A 21976-nucleotide genomic window follows, 5' to 3' on the forward strand; every position below is an offset into this window, starting at 1 on the left:
GGTTCTAACTATATTTTTTAATCCATCGCCTTGATTTCCAATATCATATCACGAATCTGAGCGGCCAGTTCAAAGTCCAGAAGTCCGGCAGCTTCTTGCATCTGTCCTTCCAGTTTCTTGATCATGTCCTTGCGCTCCTGCTTATTAAGGCTTTCGATTTCGACGGTTTCTTCCTTGTCTGGCAAGGCAGCCTTGGTCACACTAATTAGGTCGCGGATTTCTTTCTTGATTGTCTGCGGTACAATGCCGTGCTCTTCATTATAAGCCATCTGGATTGCTCGACGGCGGGCAGTTTCATCAATAGCGCGCTGCATGGACTGGGTCATGGTGTCGGCATACATAATCACATGACCTTCGCTGTTGCGGGCTGCCCGTCCAATAGTCTGGATCAGGCCACGTTCATTGCGGAGAAAACCTTCCTTGTCTGCATCGAGAATTGCCACCAGACTAACCTCCGGCACGTCAATTCCCTCGCGTAGCAGGTTAATCCCAACCAGAACGTCAAAAACACCCAAGCGCAGGTCTCGGATAATCTCGGTACGCTCCAAGGTCTTGATATCTGAGTGCATGTACTTGACCTTGACACCCATTTCCTTGAAATAGTCAGTTAAGTCTTCTGCCATTTTTTTGGTTAAAGTCGTAATAAAGGTTCGCTCATTCTTTTCGACACGGGCATTAATTTCTCCCAAAAGGTCATCAATCTGCCCCATAGTTGGGCGGACTTCCACCTCTGGATCCAGAAGCCCTGTAGGCCGGATTATCTGCTCAATAACAGTATCCGTCTGTTCATTTTCATAGTCGCCCGGCGTAGCCGATACATAGACAATCTGGTGAACATGACTCTCAAACTCCTCCCGGCGCAGCGGACGGTTGTCCAAGGCAGACGGCAGGCGGAAGCCATAATTAACCAGCATCTCCTTACGAGAGCGGTCACCATTGTACATACCGCGAATCTGTCCCATGGTCATGTGACTCTCGTCAATCATAATCAAGAAATCGTCTGGGAAAAAGTCCAGAAGGGTATAAGGAGGCTCTCCTTCGCTTCGACCATCCATGTGGCGAGAATAGTTCTCAACGCCATTTGTATAGCCCATTTCACGAAGCATTTCGATGTCATACTCCGTGCGTTGCTTCAAGCGCTGAGCTTCCAAAAGCTTGCCTTCCTTCTCAAAGATAGCAAGTTGCTGCTCCAGCTCCGCCTGAATTTTAGCAATAGCAATCTCCATATTTTCGTCATTTGTCATAAAGTGAGTAGCAGGGAAAATTGCTAAATGATCCACTTCACCCAAAACTTGTCCCGTCAACGCTTCTACTTCTCGAATGCGGTCAATCTCATCACCAAAAAACTCTACCCGAAAGGCATGCTCATCCCGAGAAGCTGGGAATATCTCCACCACATCGCCTCGAACCCGGAATTTCCCCCGCTGAAAGTCAATGTCATTACGCTCAAACTGGATATCTACCAGATCATTGAGTAGCTTATCTCGGGAAATTTCTAGACCCGGACGTAGGCTAACCACGCTATCAGAGTATTCCTTAGGCGAACCTAGACCATAGATACATGAGACCGAAGCCACGACAATCACATCGTTACGCTCCAAGAGGGCTGATGTCGCTGAGTGACGGAGCTTGTCAATCTCGTCATTGACCGAGCTGTCCTTTTCAATATAGGTATCACTAGAGGGTACATAGGCTTCCGGCTGGTAATAATCATAGTAGGAAACAAAATATTCTACTGCATTATTTGGAAAGAACTCCTTGAACTCACCATAAAGCTGACCAGCCAGCGTTTTATTATGGGCGATAACCAGAGTCGGTTTATTAACTCGAGCAATAACTTGACTCATGGTATAGGTCTTACCAGTACCTGTCGCCCCCATGAGAATCTGGGCCTTCTCTCCACCCTCAATATTGTCAACTAATTCCTCAATTGCCTGTGGTTGATCTCCTGACGGCTCATACTTGGAAACCAACTTAAATTCATTGTCCGTAATTCTATTTATCATTATTCTTTTCCTTTAACATTATCTTCTATATATTTTATCACAATTCTTGCAATATCACCGACTTAGGATATGCAGACAGAGCAGGGTAACAAACTTGAGTAAGACTATAAAAATTGATTTATTACTATCTTAGAGTCCATGCAACAAATTGGTCTTGTAGTTATAAATATATGAATCAAGAATCTGACTTCTTTTATCTCAGCTTCTGGGCTTTCTAAATTTCAATACTGCTGTAAATTAGCTTCTTTCTAAGTATCCAATACATAGACTATCATTTAAATGCAGCATCCATTCCTGTACCATCTCCTTAAACTGAACAATGCTAACACAAGTCCTATAAATATCGAAATTTAATTCCTTACAATCTTGCTTTCACAAACTAACGCAAACAAACGTATACCACTAACAAAACATGCAGAATGTGATGCAACTGAAAATCACTATCTAGAATACGAAATTTAAACAGAAAATTATCTTTTATAACACTATCTTGATTTTACTAAAGTACAATTATTTGTATTTCTATGTTATAAAATGTAACATAGAAATACAAATAATTTGCCTTCTATAGATATTTCTGGTATAATTTAAAAATATTATTTAAAGGAGAGACTCATGAAGAAAAAAATCATAGCTTTTTTGTTAGCTTTACTACCACTATTTGCTACAATTAATATCCATGCGGATGCAATCAAAGTAGTATCTGATACAGCCTATGCACCTTTTGAGTTTAAAGATTCCGATCAAACTTACAAAGGTATCGACGTAGATATTATCAATAAAGTCGCTGAACTAAAAAGTTGGAACATCAATATGACTTTCCCTGGATTTGATGCAGCGGTCAATGCTGTTCAATCTGGTCAGGCAGATGCTATTATGGCTGGAATGACAAAAACCAAAGACCGCGAAAAAGTCTTCACCATGTCTGATACTTATTATGATACAAAAGTCGTCATCGCAACGACTAAAACACATGCAATTAAAAGTTATTCACAACTAAAAGGAAAAACTGTTGGGGTTAAAAACGGAACTGCTGCCCAACGTTTTCTAGAAAAAATCAAAGACAAATATAAATTTACTATCAAAACTTTTGATACAACTGATTTGACTTATAATAGTTTGAACTCTGGTTCAATTGATGCTATGATGGATGATCAGCCCGTTATTGAATATGCTATCAAGCAAGGCCAAAACTTAAAAATTTCTATGAAAGGGGAAGCTGTTGGTAGCTTTGCATTTGGTGTCAAAAAAGGAAGCAAGTATGAGTATCTAGTAACAGAATTCAATGAAGCACTTGCTCAAATGAAAAAAGATGGTTCTCTTGATAAAATCATCTCAAAATGGACAGGAGCTACAAAGGCAACTAGTTCCACTCCAGAAACTACTACTCCTGCTGGCCAAAAAGCAACTCCTGTCAAAGCAAAATATACCATTGCTAGCGATTCTTCCTTTGCACCATTCGTTTTCCAAGATAGTAATAACAAATATACTGGGATTGACATGGATTTGATAAAAGCTATCGCCAAAGACCAAGGTTTCACGATCGAAATCACAAATCCTGGTTTTGATGCTGCTTTAAATGCTGTACAATCCGGACAAGCCGATGGAATGATTGCAGGGATGTCTGTGACAGATGCTCGTAAAGAGACCTTTGATTTCTCAGAACCATATTATACTGCAAACGCTATCCTTGCAATCAAAGAAACAAGCACGATTACTTCCTATAAAGACTTGAAAGGCAAAACAGTCGGTGTTAAAAACGGAACTGCTTCACAAACTTTCTTAACAAAAAGTCAAAGTAAATATGATTACAAAATTAAAACATTCGCTGATGCTTCTTCTATGTATGACAGTTTAAACTCTGGTTCTGTGGATGCCGTTATGGATGACGAACCTGTTGTTAAATACTCCATTAGCCAAGGCCAAAAACTGAAAACACCAATCAAAGGAACTCCTATTGGAGATACTGCTTTTGCCGTAAAAAAGGGTAGTAATCCTGAATTGATCCAAATGTTTAATAATGGTTTAGCAAATATCAAGAAAAATGGGCAATATCAAAAAATTCTTGATAAATATCTAAAAAAATCGAGCTCAAATACTAGCTCTTCAGGCAGTACAGTTGATGAAACAACTATTTGGGGGCTCCTTCAAAATAACTATAAGCAATTGTTAAGTGGTCTTGGAATTACTTTAGCACTCGCACTTCTGTCATTTGCAATCGCTATGATCATCGGCATCATCTTTGGGATGTTTAGCGTAAGTCCTGTTAAAGCCCTCCGCATTATCTCAGAAGTCTTCGTAGACGTTATTCGTGGGATCCCACTTATGATTCTAGCTGCCTTTATCTTCTGGGGCATCCCAAACCTTATTGAATCAATGACAGGTCATCAAAATCCAATTAATGATTTTGTAGCTGGCACGATCGCTCTTTCACTCAATGCTGGAGCTTACATTGCAGAAATCGTTCGTGGTGGGATTCAAGCTGTTCCAGCTGGACAAATGGAAGCCAGTCGCAGTCTTGGTATTTCTTATTCCAAGACAATGAGAAAGATTATTCTGCCACAAGCAACAAAAATCATGTTGCCAAATTTCGTCAATCAATTTGTGATTGCTTTGAAAGATACAACAATTGTTTCCGCCATTGGTCTTGTCGAACTTTTCCAAACAGGTAAAATCATCATTGCTCGTAACTACCAAAGTTTCAAAATGTATGCTATCCTAGCAATTTTTTATCTGATTATCATTACTCTTTTGACTAGACTTGCAAAACGCTTAGAAAAGAGGATTAAATAATGGCTAAGTTAAAAATTGATGTCAACGATTTACATAAATACTATGGGGAAAACGAAGTCCTAAAAGGAATCACAACCAAATTCTATGAAGGGGATGTCGTTTGTATCATCGGGCCTTCAGGTTCAGGAAAATCAACTTTTCTACGTAGCTTGAACCTATTGGAAGAAGTTACAAGTGGATCGATTACCGTAGATGGTTTCAATCTCACCGACAAAAACACAGATGTTGACCTCGTTCGTGAAAATATTGGTATGGTTTTCCAACACTTCAATCTCTTTCCTCACATGACAGTTTTGGGCAATATCACTTTTGCACCTGTTGAGCATAAACGAATGACACAAGCTGAAGCAGATAAACTTGGTATGGAATTATTAGAAAAAGTCGGTCTCTCTGATAAAGCTGATGCCATGCCAGATAGCCTCTCAGGTGGACAAAAACAACGTGTCGCAATTGCACGGGGACTTGCTATGAATCCTGATATTATGCTCTTTGACGAACCTACTTCTGCTCTTGATCCTGAAATGGTTGGAGATGTTCTCAATGTTATGAAAGAATTGGCCAAGCAAGGCATGACTATGATTATCGTAACTCATGAAATGGGGTTCGCTCGCCAAGTAGCCAATCGTGTCATCTTTACAGCTGATGGAGAGTTTTTAGAAGATGGCAAACCCGATCAAATTTTTGATAATCCACAGCACCCACGTCTAAAGGACTTCTTAGATAAAGTCTTGAATGTGTAGTAACACTCCATCCCGAAAATTGTTTCGGGATTTTTTATATTCCTATTAATTTATTCCCGATTGAAAACTTAACTCAGGTCTCTTTTGACATTAAATCACTTTTTTGTTATATTAAAATCAATAAAATTCGGAGGTAAGGAGCTTATGTACAAAAAATCTATTGCTTAAAGGAAACTTTATCTAGTAGATTTTTTGTTGTGCTCTTGCTCATTTTCAAAGAAGATATTTTTACTTCTCAAGGCTAAATATATCCATCGCAAACTACTTGCTTTGCAATATTTGTTAGCAACCCAAAAGCAAAAACAGCTCTACTAGGTAAATAGGGCTGTTTTTCTTAGCTCTAAAATGACAATGAACATCATAAGGAGACATATATGCTACAAATTCGACATTTAACCATTACACATTTAAAAGACTTCAAAAACATGGTTAGTGATTTGTCACTTACTGTTAATACAGGTGATAAAATTGCCATTATCGGAGAAGAAGGAAATGGAAAATCTACTCTTCTCAAATTGCTCATGAATGACGCACTTGTTTCGGACTATGTTAGTTATACGGGAGAGATTCAAAAAAGCTATAATCGTTATGCTTATTTGCCGCAAAGTTTACCTAAAAATGAAAGAAAACTCTCCCTTAACGACTATTTTTTTGGAGATGTGGAAGTAGAGTTAGATTACAACAAACTTTACCGCTTTGCACAAGAATTCCATTTTGAGAGTGAACGTTTTACTAGCCAGCAAACAATAGCCTCTTTATCTGGTGGCGAACTATTAAAAATTCAACTTTTAAAAATCCTCTCTACTGATTGGGACCTTCTCTTTTTAGATGAACCTTCTAATGATTTAGATCTAGATACTCTAATATGGCTAGAAAATTTTCTCCAAAATACACCTCGAACAGTTATCTTTGTTTCACATGATGAAAGTCTTTTGAGCCATGTAGCGACAAAAATCATTCATTTGGAATTGATTAAGAAAAAACAGGAAGCTCGAACGACTGTTCGAAATCTTGATTATGAGAATTATAGCCAAGAGAGACAGGAGACATTTAAAAAGCAAACAAAGGATGCAAAAAAAGAACGAGAAGAATATCAAAAAGCAATGGCAAAACACCAGCGAGTCAAACAAAGTGTGGAGCATGTCTTGCGTCATACTCATGACAGCACAGCTGGTAGATTACTAGCCAAAAAAATGAAAAATATTCTCTCGCAAGAAAAACGTTTTAATCGAGAAGCCACTAAAATGACAGAGTTACCAACACAAGCAGATGCTATCATTCTGGAATTTCCTGCCATTTCCCCTCTTCCATCGACAAAAAGAGTACTTACTATCCAACAAATGTGTTTAAAGATAGAAGAACATATCTTAGTACGAAATATTAACTTTGAACTTTTGGGACAGGAGAAGATTGGGATTATTGGTAAAAATGGTGTCGGTAAATCTACTTTTCTCAAAGAACTGCGACATCTACTGAAAGAAAAGAGAGGCATTACACTAGGATATATGCCTCAAAACTATCATGATATTTTAAACGAAGTCGATTCTCCAATAGATTTTCTAACATCCACAGGAGAGGCTATTGAGCGAGAAAAAATCCTCACACACCTAGCCAGTCTGCAATTCACGCGCAACGAAGTACATCATCCCATTTCTCAACTGTCTGGTGGACAAAAGGCCAAATTGCTGCTGCTAAAAATGGTATTAGATCAGGCAAATGTCTTGTTATTAGATGAACCAACACGTAACTTTTCTCCTACTTCGCAGCCACAAATTCGAAAACTTTTTACAAGCTATACTGGAGCTTTTATTACTGTGTCCCATGATCGTACTTTTCTAAAAGAAGTCTGTCAGAAAATCTACTGCCTGACTGAAACTGGACTAGAGCAAGTAAGGAAAGAACAATTATAAGTTTTGAAAACTATATGACAGTTTACACTAAAAACAAGATGTGGGAAAATATGATAACAATCCTTTGAATTTGTCTCAAATAGTATATCATTCCCTAAGTTTTTCCATTTGTTAATTTTAAATAGCCAAACTTCCCTGCGCTGTCTGCATTTGATAATACATACCTTTCGCTTGCATCAATTCCTGATGACTGCCATGTTCGACAATATCACCATCAACCAAAACCAAGATGATATCTGCATTTTGAATAGTAGACAGACGATGAGCAATGATAAAACTGGTTCTTCCTACCATTAGCTTATTAAAAGCTTTTTGAATAAGCACTTCGGTTCGTGTATCAATGGATGAAGTTGCTTCGTCTAAAATTAATATTTTAGGTACAGCTAGAAAAACACGCGCAATCGTCAATAACTGCCGTTGTCCTTGTGATAAAGAGTCACCTGCGTCCGCTAGATAAGTGTCATAACCATTCGGTAATTGCTGAATAAAAAAATGTGCATTCGCTGCTTTAGCAGCTGCTATCACTTCTTCTCGACTCGCTTCTGGTCGCCCAAAAGCAATATTATTATGAATTGTAGTCTTTTTCAGCCACGTTTCTTGTAACACCATGCCAAACTGCTGGCGGAAGGACATTCGAGTATAATTTGTAATATCTCGATCGTCTAGCTTTATCTTGCCCGCATCCACATTATAAAAGCGCATCAGAAGATTGATCAAGGTAGACTTTCCTGCGCCAGTTGGCCCAACAATAGCAACTTTGCTTCCCGCAGGAATGGTCATATTTAAATCATGAATCAAGGGCTTGTTTTTTTCATAACCAAAACATATATGTTCAAAATGAATAGCTCCAAAGACAGTCTCACTCGTAAGTTCTTCTTTTCCAATTTCTACAAGTTCCTTTTCATCTAAAATCGTGTACAAGCGTTCTGCACAAGCAAGGGCGCTTTGTAATTCGGCCATGACAGACGAAATATCGTTAAATGGTTTAGTATATTGGTTCACATAATTTAAGAAAGTTACTAATTGTCCAACTGTAAAACTGGAACCATTGATGATACGAGCTGCACCAAATCCTACAATCATCGCATAGATAAGAGCATTTACAAAACGCGTTGCTGGGTTGACAGTCGAGGAATAGAAAATCGCTTCCTGAGAATAGTTCGCATAGCTTTCATTCCCCTTTGTAAAGCTCGCAATGAACTGCTCTTGAGCATTAAAACTTTGAATCAAACTTTCCTGAGAGAGACTTTCTTCGATAAATTGTGTCTGAAGCCCCCGAGCTGTTGTCTGTTTTTGAAACAACTTGTAGCTTTTACGAGCGATAAAATCCGCAATCAGCATAGATAAGGGAGTTAATAGCAAGACCAATGCCATCATGAAAAAGTCAATCTTTGCCATTGTCACAATTGTTACAAGAATAGTCAGTACACCTACAAAAAATTGATTAAAAACCATGAGCAACCCATTATTTAACTGCTCCACATCCGTTGTTAAGCGACTCACTAAATCACCACTTCCTTGACGATCAAGATAAGCCAAGGAAAGATGATGAATTTTTTGAATGACAGCATTACGAAGTTGCTGACTATAACTATAAATCAACTGATTATAGATTAAAGGATTGAGCCATTGAACTACTGCATTGGCAACAATTACAATCCCCATTTTTGAAAGAATTGGAAGCAAATATCGACCAGCATCAGGAAATAAAACACTATCAATAGCCTCGCCAATCAAAATCGGCAAATAAATTGTCAAAACAACTTGAACAATCGTTCCAACCGTGGCTAACAGAAAAAGCCAACGTTGTTGTAATAAATCATTCGCTAGACGCTTCAACCTACTTGTAGAATATCTAGTTTTCATGCTTTTCCTCCCTGCTATGTTGTGAGAGATGAATTTCTCGATAAATATCGCTCGTTTGGATCAGCTCCTCATGTGCACCCAGAGCCATCTGATGTCCCTTATCCAAGACAAGTATCTGGTCAGCTGTACGCAGACTATTAGTTCGTTGAGAAATTAAAACCAAACTCGTATCCTTTAATTGCTCTTTGATAGCCTGCAATAGCTTAGACTCTGTCAAATAATCAAGTGCTGAAGTGGAATCATCTAATACAAGAAGAGGGGCCTTTTGTATTAGAGCTCGCGCAATCGTCAGCCGTTGACGTTGACCACCAGAAAAATTTCGACCAAATGCTTCTACTACAGCATCTAGTTGACCTTCTTTTTCTCGTACAAAATCACTAGCTTGCGCAATGTCAAGAGCCCACCAGAGATGGTTATCACTCACATTATCATTTAATCCCAAAGATAAATTTGAGCGAATGGTTCCTCGAAATAATTCTGCCTTTTGTGGTACTAAACTTATCCAAGAACGCCATTCTTTAAGATTTCGAGGACTTCGATTATTTTTAAAAATAGCCAACTGGCCTGCATCTGCCTCATACAAATGTGCCAACAGCTGCACTAAAGTTGATTTCCCTGCTCCTGTTCCTCCAATCACTCCCAAAGTCTGACCAGATGATAAATCAAACGAAATATTTTCTAATGCTGGACGAGCGGCTTGTGGATAGGTAAACGTAACATTTTGAGCAGAAATAGAGTGATCACCCACAGAGTAAACAATCGGTAACTCTGCCAGAACATCTTCTCCCTCCTGTTCGAAAACTTCTTGAATTCGTCCAGCGCTAATATAACTTTGATTCAAAGAGGTGACAAGCATCGCTAATTTCAATAGTTCTATCAAAATTTGCAAAAGGTAATTGACCAAAGCAACTAATTTCCCTTGCGTTAGTAAACCATGTCCAATCGCTAGATTTCCATGCCAAATAACTATGAGTAGCGTGCTATTCACTACTAAAAAGGTCAACGGACTAATCAAGCTAGACAATATTCCTGTTTTTATCTGCCAAGTCTTATAGTTTTCATTGATATTTTGAAATTCATGAATTTCTTTAGTTGTTTGTCCAAAAGCACGGATAACACGCACACCTTGTAATTGTTGACGTGTCATACTGACAATATTATCTGTAATCCGACGAATATTAGCATAAAGTGGGTTGACGAAACGTGACATGATATAAATAATACTAGTTAAGATTACAACCATAAGTAAAAACCAGAATGTAATACTTGGGCTGATCAAAAATGACATAATCATGGAACCAAAAACAATAATCGGCGCACGTAAAAACAGACGAAGAAATTGATTAATACCAGTTTGAATTTGATAAGTATCACTTGTCAAACGAGTAACCAAACTAGATGCTGTCAAGTTATCTCGCTGAGCTTTTGGCAGACGCATGATTTTTTGATATAAATCTTTTGTCAATTGACGCGTAAATCCTACTGCTGCTCTTGAGGAATAATATTGAGCTACGACTGCTACTATAACACCAAGTAATGCCAAGGTAACCAACAAAAAGACCATCGTATAAAGATGCGTGTTATCTTTTTTAGGAATTGCTTGGTCGACAATTCCTGCAATCAACATCGGCACTAATAGCTCAAAACTTGCTTCTAACAATTTAAAAAGCGGTCCGAATAAGGATTCTTTGATATAACCTTTAAAATATTTCAATAAATCTTTCATACAATCTCTTTTCTTATACAAAACTAGTTTTATTGTATCATAATCTAGTATTCTCTACGGTTTGTTAGCGGATATAGTTAAATTTATAATTCCAAAACTACTACTTTTTATGTTATCATGTTGACAAATGTTATCCTCTCATTTTTTGAAAGCAAATAAAAAGAAGAGAAATTTCCCTTCTCTTACTTTTATCCTGAACATATACACGCAAGCAGTCTAATCTGTATAGGTATCTTCATCTCTATTCAGAAACGCATAGGACAAACCAATCAACAGTCCTCCACCAATCCAATTGGCTAAAAATGTGATACTAAAATGCCTTAAGATATTTGAAAGATTGAAAACCTCGATTTGTGTAGCAATTTTATTAAAAGCTACTAAAGAAAATGATGCAAAATTAGCAGCTAAATGCTCATTGGTCAGAAAAACAAACATGTAAATAGCAGAAATAACAATCCAAATTTTTGCAGTCGAATTTTTCAAAAGTAAATAGGACAAAATCGCAATATTCACAAAAATATTTGCGATAATTCCTTCAAAAATAACAAACTGACTAGGACGAGATAATTTATGCTCTGCAATTCCAGCAAGAAAACCATTCGACGTAAGATGAGAAAAAGCACTGGTTTGATTAAAGAGGAAAGCAATAAAAAGAGCACCCACCAAATTAAAAAAAGTACAATACAATAAAATGAGCAAAGCCTTTTTCCAATTTATCTTCTTCAAAAATGTTCCCGCTGTTAAATACATCATATTGGACGTAGTTAATTCAGCGTTTAAAAAAAGAATATAAATCAAACCCCAAGCAAATATAAATGGAAAAACAAAGCGACCAGTCCCTGGAACAAGCCCATTCATAACATCTGCTGCGATCACTCCCGCCGCTGTACTCAATGTTAAAAATGCCCCTGCAAACATCGAACGAATTGCATACTTCGTTTTGCTTTTGTTAAATAACTCTTCTTTTTTGTGACATGAATATTCAATTTTTGCAATAAATAACGATTCTGACATTCTCATCTCCCCTTGTTTTTTGTCATAAAAACGATATGTTCATTATATCACAAACTTTTAGTTATAGGAAGCGTTTTCTTTATAGAGCCATAAAAAATAGGCGAATACACTAATTTCATTGCCGAACAAAAAAGATTGGGATAAAAATCCCAATCTCTCATCTAATTACAAATATTATCGACGACGATTCGCCCACGCAACATCCAAATTTAACACTTCTTGTGTTGTATATTGTTGACGATAAGGATTGTAGACCTTGTTAGATGCTGTAGCGCTAGTTGTTTGCACATTTGGTACATCGTATCGGGTCAAATTATACTGTTGAATCAAATTATTTAGCTTGACGTTATAGCTTGTATCCGTCGCATAGACACCCGTTAAAGCAGCAGTTGCATTCATATAGCTCTTTGTGTTGCTCTTCCAAGCGTACGTGTAGCGACTATGCTTTAAAATTGCTACATAGTCTTGCAAAGATGCAAAATAACTTGGATAAGATCTAAACTCTGCATTGATCTTATAAGTATTTCCTTTCCCATCATCTTCTAGTGTAGCCATTGTTGCTGACTGCCCAGCATATCGGCCTTTGATACCAAATAAATTATGATGAGGAGCAGCTGACAAGACAGACCGGCCAGAATTACTTTCCAGAATTGCCTGTGCAATCATAACCGAAGCGTACAAATTATTCGCTTGCCCCAATTGACGAGCAGTTTCACCAATTTGTGAAATAAATACTTCTGTTTGAGTCAATGGACGTTGGTAAGCTTCATCGTTGGCACTAGCTGGGCGAGCTTGCTTGGACAAAACTACACTAACTAATAAAGCGGTAACCGCTAAAGTCAAAACAATAAAAACTCTTTTTTTCAATTTTTTCTTTCTCATAGTTCATTTCTCCAGTGTAATATATTTTATATTATAGCATAAAATATTCATTACTTAGTTACAATTTAGTGACAGATTCATTATAAAAAACCGAGAAAGTCTTCCCGATTTTTCTTCAATTCCTAAATTTTTTCCAAAATCGCATCCCAAGCCGCATCTAAACCATCTTTGTTTACAGATGAAAAAATAAGAAAATCATCATTTTTATCAAAATCTAACCTTTTTTTAATGACCGATTCGTGCTTGTTCCATTTACTGCGTGGAATTTTGTCTGCTTTTGTAGCTACAACGATGACGGGTATCTCATAGTATTTTAGAAATTCATACATTTGCACATCATCTGCACTTGGCTCATGCCGAAAATCCACTAAACTTACAACTGCTCTGAGATTTTCCCTAGTCGTCAGATACTCCTCAATCATTCTACCCCACTTAGCTCGCTCTGTCTTAGAAACTTTGGCATAGCCATAGCCTGGGACATCCACAAATCGAAGTTGATTGTCAATATTGAAGAAATTCAGCAGCTGCGTTTTCCCTGGCTTACCAGAAGTTCGCGCTAAGTTTTTTCGATTTAACAATGTATTGATAAAAGAAGATTTTCCAACATTGGATCGCCCAGCAAGAGCAATTTCAGGAATCTCATCCTGAGGATAATGAGATTTGTTGGCTGCACTCAACAAAATTTCCGCATTGTGCGTATTAATTTCCATACAACACCTCGCTTAAGCTGTTTCTAAAATCGGTTTATCTGTTCCATCAACTGCTTCCTTGGTAATCCGCACTAATTTCACATTTTCTTGACTTGGAACTTCAAACATGATATCCATCATAGTTTCTTCGATAATTGAACGCAATCCACGAGCACCTGTCTTACGTTCAATGGCCTTATTGGCAATTTCTTGGAGGGCATCATCATCAAACTCTAATGTAACATCATCATAAGAAAGGAGAGTTTGATATTGTTTTACTAGGGCGTTCTTTGGCTCACGAAGAATTCGTACCAAATCCTCAACTGTCAAAGGCTCAAGCGCAGCAAACACTGGTAAACGACCAATCAATTCAGGGATAAGTCCAAATTTTTGAATATCTTCGGAAATAATTTCTTGCATATAAGAACTATTTTCATCAATAGCTTTGTTATTTTGACCAAAACCAATAATCTTTTCACCTAGACGTTGTTTGACAATTTCTTCAATTCCGTCAAAAGCACCGCCAACGATAAAAAGAATATTCTTGGTATCCACTTGAATCATTTCTTGCTGTGGATGTTTGCGACCGCCTTGAGGAGGTACACTAGCTACAGTCCCTTCAATGATTTTAAGCAAAGCTTGCTGAACGCCTTCACCAGACACATCACGAGTAATAGAGACATTTTCGCTTTTCTTTGCAATTTTGTCAATCTCATCTACATAGATAATGCCACGTTCTGCACGCTCAATATTAAAATCTGCAGCTTGCAAGAGTTTTAAGAGAATGTTTTCAACATCTTCTCCGACATATCCAGCTTCTGTCAAAGCCGTTGCATCTGCAATCGCAAAGGGAACATTTAGACTTTTCGCTAAAGTTTGAGCAAGAAAAGTCTTACCAGAACCGGTTGGACCAATCATAAGGATATTGGATTTTTGTAATTCGACATCATCCTCTTCTTCACGATTATCGTGAAAATTGATACGTTTATAGTGATTGTATACAGCAACAGCCAGCGCTCGCTTTGCACGATCTTGCCCTATTACATAGTGATTTAAAATGTTAAGCAATTCTTGTGGTTTTGGTACTTCCGACAAGTCTGCCAAGACTTCTTCTGCTAATTCTTCTCTAATAATTTCTTGTGCTAATTCCACACATTCGTTACAAATAAATGCATTATTTCCTGCAATAATTTTTTGAACTTCTTCTTGACTTTTACCACAAAAAGAACAATAAACCATCATTTCGCTCGTACGATTTGTAGGCATCTTTCACTCCAATCTATTCATTACAATTTCTTTTTCGTTCGTTTAGTTGTTTATTATTTAAATAAGGTCATATAAAAAGCATGAATACTATTCACCAAATTTGTAAAAGCATTCAGCCAAAAGAGAACTGATAATCCATACCGCTTTTTACGAAAAGCCTGTGTAGCCGCCATGACACAAACGACACACAAAAGAGCCGTAAAAAATCCGAAAATACTACGTTCCATTACGACTCCTTTCTCTGGAAGGTTGTTACAGTAAAATCATACTCATTCTTTTCGTCTTTGGCATAAAATTGACGAGAACACTCCTGAAATTTTGTCATATCAAACTCTTTCGGGAAATAGGTATCTCCTTGTAAACTAGCATGAATACGTGTCATAACTACCTCATCAACGAAAGGCCCAAATGCAGAAAAAATTTGACCACCACCAATAATATAAAGCTCTTTTTCCTGCATCTCATACCATTTTAGAACAGAAGTGACATCGTGAAAGATCAATACATGTTCATTTTCTACTTGATACGACTTATCTCTTGTCAAAATAATCGTAGTACGATTAGGCAACACTCTACGGTTCATCCCGTCAAATGTCACCCGCCCCATTAAAATAACCTGTCCAGTTGTTGTTTCTTTAAAATGCTTAAGGTCGGCTGGTAAATGCCAAGGCAATCTATTGTCTCGCCCAATCAAGCCATCCTCATCTTGTGCCCAAATAGCTACAATTTTCTTCGTCATTCCCTCATCCTTTGAATTGATAGTTCTATTTTATCAAATTTCAGTAAAAAAGGCTGATTTTAACTATCAAATTACCAGACAATTTATATTTGCCTTTGGAAAATAGTTAAATAAGCCTCTTCGTTTATTAGTTTTTGAAAAAACATAATAAGCCTGGCGAAACTCAGCTTTCTGTGAATTCTTTTTATTTACATTCTGGTAGGCAACTGGAATTGCATAGGAAGCAAAACCAATTTGTATCAAAATAATAAACTTTTTTACATTCAGAGAAATTTTGTTTCATTATCAAATTGCTAAATCAAATTTCAACTGTGGCTTAACAGGGTCATAATTGATCAATTCAAAATCGTCTGCTTTAATATCAAAAAAGTTGGTTCCATCTGGAACATTCAATATCAAGCGAGGTGCACAGTCCGTTGGTTCACGCCGGAGTAATTCTTCTGCTTGCTCGAATTGATTATCATAAATATGTAAATTATTGACAAAATAAAAGAATTTGCCAACTTTCCACCCAAAATGCTTAGCAATCATCATTTGCAATGCGACATACTGCATGGCATTGATATGGTGAGCTACCAACATATCATTTGAACGCTGTGTCAGAGTTGCATCTAGGTAGATTTCACCATCTACACGTCGGACATCAAACATGGTCTGAAAAGCACAAGGAAATAATCCTTCTGTTTCTTCAAAAGCTTCATAGTCCCAAAGTGAGATAATATTTCGACGATTCCAAGGATTCGTCTCCAGCTGTTTTAAGATTTTATTGATAATATCATGTTTTTTAACAACAGCACCGTATCGCTCACCAATAGTGCGAGTAGTTCCTACTTCCCAATCATTCCAATAATGAACATTGTATTTGTTTTCTAAAACTTCTAAGCTATTGGATTGATCTTGATAAATCCAGAGGACTTCTTTAATCGCTGATTTGATAGCAATCGGACGAAGCGTTGTGATAGGGAATTCTCCCTTGCTCAGATCGTACTCAGCAAAAGAACCAGTGATATACTTAGAATTAGCAACTTTCCCGTTTTTATAGCGCGGGCGTGCATTTTCAGAAAAAACACCTTCATGTAAAATTTTTCGAATATTTTCTTTAAAAATGGAATCTGCTTTTGTCATGACTTTCCTTTTCTAATCTTGCTTTTTCTAGTATAACACAAAATAAAAATCTCCTACAAGTTAAAACCTAAAACCTCATAGAAGATTATTTTTCAATATCGAATTTTTTGGGCTCCATAAATCGAATGTTGTCGGTGAAGACTAAATGCCACGACACAGACTATGAAAAAATATGGAAAATTGCTAAAACCAAACACCTCACAACCAATCAGAATCGGTCCCAAGAAAGTGGAGGTAGCACTTCCGAAAACTGCAGCATATCCTAGCGCCGCAACCAAGCTAACTGGAAGACCAAATAAACCTGCCAGTAGAACGCCTAGACTTGCCCCAATGGCAAAAAGCGGTGTCACTTCTCCACCTTGAAAACCTGCTGATAAAGTCAAAACTGTTAGAAGTAATTTAAAGAACCAATCATATAAATAAATAGATTGTCCAGCAAAACTAGCCGTAATTAAATTTGTTCCAAGTCCTGAGTATCGACCTTTATCCAACAATAAAAAGACGATACTTAAGACAATTCCCATCACCACAATTCGTTTGTAGGGATTTGGAAAAATAGTTGCCGCTTTCTTTTTACTCCACAAGAGGGCATAAGCAAATACATTGCCACAAAGTCCAAATAAAACTCCAAGGAGCACTAATTTAATAACAAGTATTGGAGATAGTCCCAAATGAGCAGAAATTGGTTGCATAAATTTTTCAAGACCTAACGCATGTGATGTCCAAGCAGAAACGAGAGAGGCTATCATGGCAGGATACAAAGCAGTCAACTGCAAGTTTCCTACAACCAAGACTTCCATCGCAAACAAAACTGCAGCCAGTGGCGTTTGAAATAGTCCAGCAAAACCAGCAGCCATTCCTGTAACTAAAAATACTTTTGAAGTATTAGGAATAGAAAAGTTCTTGCAAAACCAGTGAGAGACTGTGGCACCCAATTGTACTGCTACTCCTTCTCGACCGGCCGATCCACCAAAAAGATGCGTCAACCAAGTCGTCACTATAACAAGAGGGATTAAGCGCTTGGGAATGTGATTTTCTACACCATGCCCAACTTCAAAAATCAAGGTCATTCCTTTGCTACTTTTCCCACCATATTTCTGATAGAGAAATACAATCACTAATCCTGCAAAAGCTAAAAAAGGAATCAAATAAAGGGAATGCAAAGTGCGGACTTCACTTAAAAATATAAGCGTTCGCCCAAATATCGTATCAATAGTTCCAATTACTAGCCCCATAAGAATGGACAATACCGTAATAGCTATCACTTGATTTCCGATATTGACCCACTTTAACCTATGAATTTTTTTCATTTTATCATTCCTATATTAGATATGCCGATCTTGATAAGCACGTGAATGTTTTAAAAGATCTGAAAAAGTCTGCACAAGGGTGTCTTCATACTGTTTTTCCTGCACACTATTTGCAACTTTCTCTAAAATAATTTGCTCACGCTGAGTATCCAATACTGCTTTCCCAGTCTGACGTTTGTAGAGAGCTACTTGGCTCACTAACGCCATTCTTTTCTCTAACAAGGTAATCAAGTCTATATCTATTTGATCAATTTCTTTTCTAATTTCTGCTAAATCCATAGCTGCCTCCTAATTACTTTCTATCTTATCAAAATCTTTTACAATATGCTAGTGGTCGTCCTATCTCTACCATCGAGCTCTAGCACTTTTTCATATACCTTATCATTCCATTTTACCAGTCCATCGTTTTGATAATCTAAATAATGAATCCTGTTTTTTAAATAATTTGGAATAATACCTTCAAATTCCTTTTTATTTTGACTTGGAATAATGCAGACACAAAGACTGAGATCTAACAATACCTCATCTTTCACTTTTGCTGCATGATAACCATCAAATACATAGCCCTTTTGATTCACAATAGTTTCATACCGAAAATGAAAGCTAACACCAGGTATGAAAGCTTCTTCCAGATCGACTTTTGTGGGATTTCTTTCTAGCAATCGTTCCATTGCTAACCTATAACCAGATGTCGTATTAGACCACCCAAACATGACATAGTCAAAATAATCCGCTGGATCACCTGCTGCATTTCGTTTATCTTGTACTAATTGTTCACCAGTCAATCCAAAAACTTTTGTAGCAGACAGTAATTTCCCAGTTTTTAATATCTTTTTAGCAGTTTCTACAGTACAAGTATGGCTGAGATGGTTGGAAGTTACACATTTACCGTCTACATTAAAAGTGCCTGCTTCTCGTTTATCCCTCGGAATAAATGGAAACTTTTCCTTGCTATTCTCTATATAAGAGTACACTTGGTGTTGCAAAGCAATATTTTCACACTCGATTTTGGTCGTTCTACCATACATTTTTTCATATGCCACGAACTTGGCAATTTTTTCCAATTCCCATTTGTTAATTTCAGGATAATCTACTAAGGCTAAATGGTAAATCCCCTGCCATTGAAGGCTAAAATCATTTTTACAAATTTTTACTTTCATACATATAATACCTTTTTCATCATTTTTCACATTTATGCTTATTCTATTAATTATACACCTATCAGTCATAAATGGTTCTATAATTATAGATAATGATAGAAGTTTTGACTAGCTTCAAACAATTTTATTTTTCAACAAAAAAGCCTGAAGAAAATAACTAAAAAGTGTTTCTTCAGACACAATCTGCTTTTTGTGTATTAGGATAATGATTTTCTACGTGAGAAAACAGACATGAATCCAAAAAGCAAAAAGCTCGCCAATAGATAGCCGATAAAGATTTTAAGTGACCACTGTAAAACATAAGGCCAACCATATTTTGGAATATTTAAAAAAAAGTAAGCAAAAGGACTGTCCTTAGCACCTGGAATAGGCCACTTGATAACCAAGCCATTAAACAGAGCAAAAACCATGTAAAGTAAGGGAACACTCGTCCAAGCAATAGGGTCATACCATCGATATTGTAAACGTTTATCAAAAAGCAAGGTATCTGCTAAAAACCACAATGGGACAATGTAATGGCATAGAAAATTTTCCAAGCGATAAAAATCAGTTGCTAAAGGAGCAAGCATAAAATGATAAATGACACAAGTAATCATGATACACATGGTCACACCACCCTTTATCCGAAAGAGTGATTTTGTTTGCCAATGATTTTCAGAACGCGCCATTAAGTATAATAAATATGCTGTGAAAGCTGTTACGATAATGTTAGACAAAACGGTATAATACATGAGCATGCCAAAACCACCATGCTTTGTAATTTCAAGATAAACTCCCACAAACCCTAAGAGAAAGAGCACCATACGGCTATAAAAAATTACATTTCGCTTCATTTTGACCTCAGATTTTCTTAACAAATTCTGACTTAAGTTTCATCGCACCAAAACCATCAATCTTGCAATCAATATTATGGTCGCCTTCTACAATCCGAATATTTTTAACACGCGTCCCTTGTTTTAAATCTTTTGGAGCACCCTTCACTTTTAAATCCTTAATTAGAGTAACAGTATCGCCATCCACAAGTTGATTGCCATTTGCATCAATCGCTTTGATACCATCATCATCTTCTTCATTGACTTCAGCCGGATTCCACTCATAAGCACACTCAGGGCAAACGAATAGTAACCCATCTTCGTAAACATATTCTGACTGGCATTTTGGACAATTTGGTAATTGATTCATCTTCTCTCCTTGCTAATACTTAGAATTTATGATGCCTTCCCATTTTACTATAAAATAAAAAATTTGACAAATGAGAGAAATTGACTAATTTTTAAAAGAAATATGATGGTTTAAATAATCTATCATTACTTTTTCTTTTGTAAATTTTACCTTTTGATACTTCATTAAGGCACTATTCTTTTGATTTTCTACCAAGTAAAATAAATGAACCTCTAAAAAACGTTGCAAAGCAAAACGATAACAAAGCTCTGGATTAATATCCCTAGTATAATTTGAAAAAAATAAGTTAGCCAATTCAGGAAATGACGAAACATCAGTTTTCAAAGATAATCCCCATAAAAATGTTCCAATATCTTCCTCTGGAAGGGAATAACGTGCATCACCAAAGTCTAGAATAGTTAATTTATCCTTGTGAAAAAGAATATTGTCAGCGTGCAAATCGTTATGAATAAAAAGGGCAGGATGTGCTTGTTTTGCTTTCTCCAAAATACTTGTGTTTATTTGAAATAATTCCCAATAATTTTTATAATTTGAAATATCCTTTTCTAATTCCTTTTCGTAAGAGAATAACCTGATATGCAAACTAGAAACCAAATCATCATAAACTGGAATTCTCTGATATTCTATACAACTTTCCTTTGAGAAATCATGAAAATGGACGATCTTTTGGGCTATCTGAGGAATTATATTCTTCTCAAAGGAAATGGTTTTTCCTTTTAAATAGACAGATTGCATCACATATAGAATACCTTTATTAACATTTAATGAGAAGATCCACTCTCCGTCCTGAAAAGGAAGGTAAGCAAAATCATTTAGTTCTTCCTCATACAACGCATTTACAAATTGAATTTCTCTTTTCAAATAAGATTTTGCCTCATAAAAAAGTGGGGAAGTCTGGGGAAGATAAAGAATACGCACGACAACTCGTTCATTCATTACATAATTTAAATTTTCAGTCCCGCCTGATAATGGACGCAATGATATATCTTCACCATATAAATCTCGAAGTAAGTTTTTAATTAATATTTCATTTTGAAATGGTTGAAAAAACATTTCACACTCCTCCAAACTTTCACACTAAAGTATACCACAAAGTTCTATGGTTCAGTTTCCTCGAGTTCTTGAGTACGCTTATAAAACACAGCAACGACTTTGATAATTTTGCCTCTGAAAACATCCGCTTCAAGGCTAGCCGCCTCTACCATCTCAAGCGAATCTGATATAACCTTTTCTATTAAATTCAAGCCCTTTGCAGCTGGATAATGAATAGGATTTGCCGTATAAAAACTATCAACATCAATCAATAGAATCAACAACTCTGCCTGCACCATGAATGCAATCTGCGTGCTCAATGTATCATCATTATTACTAACTTTTAACTCAACAACAAAAACTATATCATTTTTATTGATGAGGGGAACATCTCTCCGATTAAACAAGATAAAGATTAATTACTTGGGTATGCATTTTTATAGTGTCACTTATCCATAGAATCATTTTTATTCTCTATCAAGCCTAATATACTGCGTTATTACACCAAAATTTTAAGCAAAATAAAAAGAAATGAA

The 21976-nt window shown here is 36.7% G+C and carries 20 protein-coding genes; 3 read left to right on the forward strand and 17 right to left on the reverse strand.

Translation table 11 applies throughout. The features are described 5' to 3' along the window. Nucleotides 1-17 precede the first annotated feature (17 nt). Nucleotides 18-2006 carry an excinuclease ABC subunit UvrB gene (uvrB, locus tag PCY10_RS03220; RefSeq protein WP_003077907.1) on the reverse strand — a complete coding sequence of 663 codons (1989 nt, stop codon included), beginning with the start codon at nucleotides 2004-2006 and terminating at the stop codon, nucleotides 18-20. 615 nt (nucleotides 2007-2621) lie between these two features. Here uvrB and PCY10_RS03225 point away from each other — a divergent pair. The 3 genes from PCY10_RS03225 (at nucleotide 2622) to PCY10_RS03235 (ending at nucleotide 7449) form a co-directional block, all read left to right on the forward strand. Continuing rightward, nucleotides 2622-4799: an ABC transporter substrate-binding protein/permease gene (locus PCY10_RS03225; protein ID WP_102568054.1), complete on the forward strand. Its 2178-nt coding sequence runs from the start codon at nucleotides 2622-2624 to the stop codon at nucleotides 4797-4799. Continuing rightward, nucleotides 4799-5539 (forward strand): amino acid ABC transporter ATP-binding protein, encoded by a 741-nt coding sequence (locus PCY10_RS03230; RefSeq protein ID WP_003072905.1) that lies wholly within the window; start codon nucleotides 4799-4801, stop codon nucleotides 5537-5539. Before PCY10_RS03225 ends, PCY10_RS03230 begins: the two co-directional genes overlap by 1 nt. Before the next feature lie 374 nt (nucleotides 5540-5913). Beyond that, on the forward strand, nucleotides 5914-7449 hold the full coding sequence (locus tag PCY10_RS03235) for an ATP-binding cassette domain-containing protein (protein ID WP_117282930.1): 1536 nt from the start codon (nucleotides 5914-5916) through the stop codon (nucleotides 7447-7449). A 117-nt stretch (nucleotides 7450-7566) separates the two neighbouring features. On the opposite strand, the gene PCY10_RS03240 is transcribed toward PCY10_RS03235, so the two are convergent. The 16 genes from PCY10_RS03240 to PCY10_RS03315 all read right to left on the reverse strand — a co-directional run bounded on the left by PCY10_RS03240 (nucleotide 7567) and on the right by PCY10_RS03315 (nucleotide 21847). After that, the gene (locus PCY10_RS03240) at nucleotides 7567-9315 is read right to left on the reverse strand and encodes an ABC transporter ATP-binding protein (RefSeq protein WP_021002790.1); all 1749 of its coding nucleotides are present in this window, start codon (nucleotides 9313-9315) and stop codon (nucleotides 7567-7569) included. Beyond that, a complete protein-coding gene (locus PCY10_RS03245) occupies nucleotides 9305-11041 on the reverse strand; it encodes an ABC transporter ATP-binding protein (RefSeq protein ID WP_125383993.1) in 1737 nt (578 codons plus the stop codon). The genes PCY10_RS03240 and PCY10_RS03245 overlap by 11 nt, the downstream gene beginning before the upstream one ends. A 216-nt stretch (nucleotides 11042-11257) precedes the next feature. Then, entirely contained in the window at nucleotides 11258-12055 is a 798-nt protein-coding gene (locus PCY10_RS03250; RefSeq protein ID WP_301558821.1) for a formate/nitrite transporter family protein, read from the reverse strand. A 174-nt stretch (nucleotides 12056-12229) separates the two neighbouring features. Then, nucleotides 12230-12937 (reverse strand): glucosaminidase domain-containing protein, encoded by a 708-nt coding sequence (locus tag PCY10_RS03255; protein ID WP_003077899.1) that lies wholly within the window; start codon nucleotides 12935-12937, stop codon nucleotides 12230-12232. A 122-nt stretch (nucleotides 12938-13059) separates the two neighbouring features. After that, a complete protein-coding gene (gene yihA / locus PCY10_RS03260) occupies nucleotides 13060-13647 on the reverse strand; it encodes a ribosome biogenesis GTP-binding protein YihA/YsxC (protein WP_003068868.1) in 588 nt (195 codons plus the stop codon). A gap of 12 nt (nucleotides 13648-13659) precedes the next feature. Further along, entirely contained in the window at nucleotides 13660-14892 is a 1233-nt protein-coding gene (clpX, locus tag PCY10_RS03265) for an ATP-dependent Clp protease ATP-binding subunit ClpX (RefSeq protein WP_003072918.1), read from the reverse strand. A 53-nt stretch (nucleotides 14893-14945) separates the two neighbouring features. Next, nucleotides 14946-15119 (reverse strand): hypothetical protein, encoded by a 174-nt coding sequence (locus PCY10_RS03270; protein WP_003024903.1) that lies wholly within the window; start codon nucleotides 15117-15119, stop codon nucleotides 14946-14948. Continuing rightward, nucleotides 15119-15631: a dihydrofolate reductase gene (locus PCY10_RS03275; protein ID WP_020998712.1), complete on the reverse strand. Its 513-nt coding sequence runs from the start codon at nucleotides 15629-15631 to the stop codon at nucleotides 15119-15121. Before PCY10_RS03275 ends, PCY10_RS03270 begins: the two co-directional genes overlap by 1 nt. Nucleotides 15632-15916: 285 nt before the next feature. Next, nucleotides 15917-16756 (reverse strand): thymidylate synthase, encoded by an 840-nt coding sequence (locus PCY10_RS03280; RefSeq protein ID WP_125364070.1) that lies wholly within the window; start codon nucleotides 16754-16756, stop codon nucleotides 15917-15919. A 92-nt stretch (nucleotides 16757-16848) separates the two neighbouring features. Continuing rightward, nucleotides 16849-18066, reverse strand: coding sequence for a chloride channel protein (locus PCY10_RS03285; protein ID WP_020998713.1), 1218 nt, complete (start codon nucleotides 18064-18066; stop codon nucleotides 16849-16851). Nucleotides 18067-18081: 15 nt separating this feature from the next. Further along, on the reverse strand, nucleotides 18082-18345 hold the full coding sequence (locus PCY10_RS03290; RefSeq protein ID WP_096362783.1) for a chorismate mutase: 264 nt from the start codon (nucleotides 18343-18345) through the stop codon (nucleotides 18082-18084). 38 nt (nucleotides 18346-18383) lie between these two features. Then, complete coding sequence (locus PCY10_RS03295; RefSeq protein WP_021002795.1) at nucleotides 18384-19226, reverse strand: hypothetical protein; 843 nt, start codon at nucleotides 19224-19226, stop codon at nucleotides 18384-18386. A 197-nt stretch (nucleotides 19227-19423) separates the two neighbouring features. Next, nucleotides 19424-20059: a Pr6Pr family membrane protein gene (locus PCY10_RS03300; protein ID WP_009568529.1), complete on the reverse strand. Its 636-nt coding sequence runs from the start codon at nucleotides 20057-20059 to the stop codon at nucleotides 19424-19426. 7 nt (nucleotides 20060-20066) lie between these two features. Continuing rightward, the gene (locus PCY10_RS03305; protein WP_003035020.1) at nucleotides 20067-20408 is read right to left on the reverse strand and encodes a zinc ribbon domain-containing protein YjdM; all 342 of its coding nucleotides are present in this window, start codon (nucleotides 20406-20408) and stop codon (nucleotides 20067-20069) included. Between the two features lie 84 nt (nucleotides 20409-20492). Further along, nucleotides 20493-21461: an aminoglycoside phosphotransferase family protein gene (locus PCY10_RS03310; protein WP_021002796.1), complete on the reverse strand. Its 969-nt coding sequence runs from the start codon at nucleotides 21459-21461 to the stop codon at nucleotides 20493-20495. 44 nt (nucleotides 21462-21505) lie between these two features. Then, nucleotides 21506-21847, reverse strand: a complete 342-nt coding sequence (locus PCY10_RS03315; protein WP_125395756.1) for a glutamate 5-kinase — start codon at nucleotides 21845-21847, stop codon at nucleotides 21506-21508. Nucleotides 21848-21976 lie beyond the last annotated feature (129 nt).

Source organism: Streptococcus sp. SI1, assembly GCF_030439945.1.
Taxonomy (GTDB): domain Bacteria; phylum Bacillota; class Bacilli; order Lactobacillales; family Streptococcaceae; genus Streptococcus; species Streptococcus intermedius.

Bases quoted from the DNA above. Each gene is read 5' to 3' on its own strand.
- uvrB (WP_003077907.1), bottom strand. From the start codon at position 2,006: ATGATAAATAGAATTACGGACAATGAATTTAAGTTGGTTTCCAAGTAT.
- PCY10_RS03225 (WP_102568054.1), top strand. From the start codon at position 2,622: ATGAAGAAAAAAATCATAGCTTTTTTGTTAGCTTTACTACCACTATTT.
- PCY10_RS03230 (WP_003072905.1), top strand. From the start codon at position 4,799: ATGGCTAAGTTAAAAATTGATGTCAACGATTTACATAAATACTATGGG.
- PCY10_RS03235 (WP_117282930.1), top strand. From the start codon at position 5,914: ATGCTACAAATTCGACATTTAACCATTACACATTTAAAAGACTTCAAA.
- PCY10_RS03240 (WP_021002790.1), bottom strand. From the start codon at position 9,315: ATGAAAACTAGATATTCTACAAGTAGGTTGAAGCGTCTAGCGAATGAT.
- PCY10_RS03245 (WP_125383993.1), bottom strand. From the start codon at position 11,041: ATGAAAGATTTATTGAAATATTTTAAAGGTTATATCAAAGAATCCTTA.
- PCY10_RS03250 (WP_301558821.1), bottom strand. From the start codon at position 12,055: ATGTCAGAATCGTTATTTATTGCAAAAATTGAATATTCATGTCACAAA.
- PCY10_RS03255 (WP_003077899.1), bottom strand. From the start codon at position 12,937: ATGAGAAAGAAAAAATTGAAAAAAAGAGTTTTTATTGTTTTGACTTTA.
- yihA (WP_003068868.1), bottom strand. From the start codon at position 13,647: ATGGAAATTAATACGCACAATGCGGAAATTTTGTTGAGTGCAGCCAAC.
- clpX (WP_003072918.1), bottom strand. From the start codon at position 14,892: ATGCCTACAAATCGTACGAGCGAAATGATGGTTTATTGTTCTTTTTGT.
- PCY10_RS03270 (WP_003024903.1), bottom strand. From the start codon at position 15,119: ATGGAACGTAGTATTTTCGGATTTTTTACGGCTCTTTTGTGTGTCGTT.
- PCY10_RS03275 (WP_020998712.1), bottom strand. From the start codon at position 15,631: ATGACGAAGAAAATTGTAGCTATTTGGGCACAAGATGAGGATGGCTTG.
- PCY10_RS03280 (WP_125364070.1), bottom strand. From the start codon at position 16,756: ATGACAAAAGCAGATTCCATTTTTAAAGAAAATATTCGAAAAATTTTA.
- PCY10_RS03285 (WP_020998713.1), bottom strand. From the start codon at position 18,066: ATGAAAAAAATTCATAGGTTAAAGTGGGTCAATATCGGAAATCAAGTG.
- PCY10_RS03290 (WP_096362783.1), bottom strand. From the start codon at position 18,345: ATGGATTTAGCAGAAATTAGAAAAGAAATTGATCAAATAGATATAGAC.
- PCY10_RS03295 (WP_021002795.1), bottom strand. From the start codon at position 19,226: ATGAAAGTAAAAATTTGTAAAAATGATTTTAGCCTTCAATGGCAGGGG.
- PCY10_RS03300 (WP_009568529.1), bottom strand. From the start codon at position 20,059: ATGAAGCGAAATGTAATTTTTTATAGCCGTATGGTGCTCTTTCTCTTA.
- PCY10_RS03305 (WP_003035020.1), bottom strand. From the start codon at position 20,408: ATGAATCAATTACCAAATTGTCCAAAATGCCAGTCAGAATATGTTTAC.
- PCY10_RS03310 (WP_021002796.1), bottom strand. From the start codon at position 21,461: ATGTTTTTTCAACCATTTCAAAATGAAATATTAATTAAAAACTTACTT.